Origin of the sequence: Okeania sp. SIO2F4 (assembly GCF_010672385.1) — a bacterium.
Lineage (GTDB): Bacteria > Cyanobacteriota > Cyanobacteriia > Cyanobacteriales > Microcoleaceae > Trichodesmium.
Window position 1 is genome coordinate 1 of the sequence record NZ_JAAHGT010001392.1, and the last position, 1,514, is coordinate 1,514.

Annotated in this window: 3 protein-coding genes; 2 read left to right on the forward strand and 1 reads right to left on the reverse strand. The window is 38.8% G+C overall.

What is annotated here, in order from left to right:
• The coding region (locus F6K22_RS40680) for a 4Fe-4S binding protein (RefSeq protein WP_293110824.1) at positions 1–377 on the forward strand (377 nt) is incomplete at its 5' end.
• Positions 378–398: 21 nt separating this feature from the next.
• On the opposite strand, the gene F6K22_RS40685 is transcribed toward F6K22_RS40680, so the two are convergent.
• Positions 399–596, reverse strand: coding sequence for a transposase (locus tag F6K22_RS40685; protein WP_293110826.1), 198 nt, complete (start codon positions 594–596; stop codon positions 399–401).
• Positions 597–737: 141 nt separating this feature from the next.
• On the opposite strand from F6K22_RS40685, the gene pstS reads away from it, so the two are divergent.
• A partial coding sequence (gene pstS, locus F6K22_RS40690; RefSeq protein WP_293110827.1) for a phosphate ABC transporter substrate-binding protein PstS occupies positions 738–1,514 on the forward strand: 777 nt, incomplete at its 3' end.

Here is a 1,514-nt window from a genome sequence, read left to right on the forward strand (position 1 = left end):
GAAGAGCAGCTCTTGCTGATACCTTGCAATTTATCTGTGGATTCAGTGAAAAAACTCCAGGTTTTAAAGGCAATGACAATACAGCCTTTGCAACCATAAGTTGCGATAACGAAAAATGTACTCAATGCATGTCTTGCATCAATGTCTGTAAGGTGCGGGCAATGTCTGCTGATGATACTGAGCTCATTCTTTCCCATAGAGGCGTGCTTTGTGTTATAATTTATATCAAAGTCGGTTTACGTTCCCATCTATCAATGACTCTAAATTATCGACCATATTTTTCCCACTTAGCCTCAGTTAAAGTCCTAAATTGTCTCCAGCCTAAATCACTGATTGCTTTAGCTAATTTGCTGTTACGTTTGCGAAGCATTCCGTAGGAAACCATACCAGAAACATTATCATGCTTCTAGTACAATTACATCGTATTTACGAACTAAATCAGTTGATAATTTGTGTAGGAAGTCTGTTCTAATATCTTGAATTTTGCTATAGAGTTTGGCTACTCTAAGTCGCGCCTTTTCACGACGGTTTGTACCGGGAGTTTTTTTGGCTAATTTCCGAAATCTCTGTAGTCTATCTAAAATGAAAACTGCCATAAGTTGTTTCAATCAAAAATGCTGATTTTTAGACCAATGATTGCCAATCATAAACAAGGATTAACCTTTCCTTAACCTAAATATGTTAAGCTTTCGTCTATTCTTTTTGGTGTTTAGAGAAATATAGAAATCTAAATAATTATGAAATTTGGTATAAATCTTTCTGGAATCACTCGTATTACTGCCAAAGTATCAGCAGTAGCTCTGACAATTGGTTTAGCTGCTTGTGGTGGCGGTGATGGTGGAGGTGGTCAAGTAAGTCTAGTTGGTGCTGGAGCTTCTTTTCCATCACCTATCTATCAACGTTGGTTTCAAGACCTGAGTAATAGTGACTCTAGCCTACAAGTAGATTATCAGTCAGTGGGTAGTGGGGCTGGTGTTGAGAGATTTACTCAAGAATTAGTAGATTTTGGTGCTTCTGATGTGGCAATGAAGGATGAGGAAATTGCCAAAGTAGGTCGAGGAGTTATCTTGCTACCAATGACTGCTGGTAGTATTGTTTTAGCTTATAATTTGCCCGATGTTTCTGGTCTGAAACTTTCGAGGGAAGTTTATGTGGATATATTGCTAGGTAAAATTACTAACTGGAACGATCCGAAAATAGCTGAAATTAATCCCGATCTAACTCTGCCAGACCGAGCTATTACAGTTGTATATCGTTCTGATGGTAGTGGAACAACAGGAGTATTTACTAAGCATTTGAGTGCTATTAGTCCAGAATGGAAAGAGAATGTCGGAGAAGGTAAAACTGTTCAATGGCCAGTAGGTATTGGTGGTGCGAAGAATGATGGTGTAACTGCTCAAATTCGCCAAAGCGAGGGAGCAATAGGTTACGTTGAGTATGGTTTTGCTAAGAGTGCGGGTCTGAATATGGCTTCCCTGGAAAATAGTTCTGGTAATTATGTAGAACCTACTGCA